At 67.4% G+C, this 322-nt stretch carries 1 protein-coding gene; it reads left to right on the forward strand.

The features are described from left to right. The coding region (locus tag L0B83_RS19660; protein WP_234760246.1) for a hypothetical protein at window positions 1-322 on the forward strand (322 nt) is incomplete at both ends.

Consider the following 322-nt stretch of genomic DNA (forward strand, 5'->3'; position numbering starts at 1 on the left):
TCGGATCGGCACAGGTCATCGCCGACGTTTCGGCCTACTACGGCGGCGGGACAGCGGCCGCGGCAGGCTCCTTCGCCCCACTGGCACCCACCCGGTTCCTGGACACCCGAAACACCTCCGGACCGGTAAGCTCCGGAGGCACGGTCTCGTTCCAGGTCGGCGGCGTCAAAGGAATCCCCGCCAACGCCTCGGCCGTCGTGGTAAACCTGACCGTCACCCAGCCGAACTCCTTCGGATTCCTCACCGCCTACGCCTCCGGATCGACCAAGCCGGTCTCCTCAAACGTGAACTACGCCGGGGGCCAGACCGTGCCCAACCTCGC

Origin of the sequence: Arthrobacter alkaliphilus, from assembly GCF_021483235.1 — a bacterium.
Taxonomy (GTDB): Bacteria; Actinomycetota; Actinomycetes; order Actinomycetales; family Micrococcaceae; genus Arthrobacter; species Arthrobacter alkaliphilus.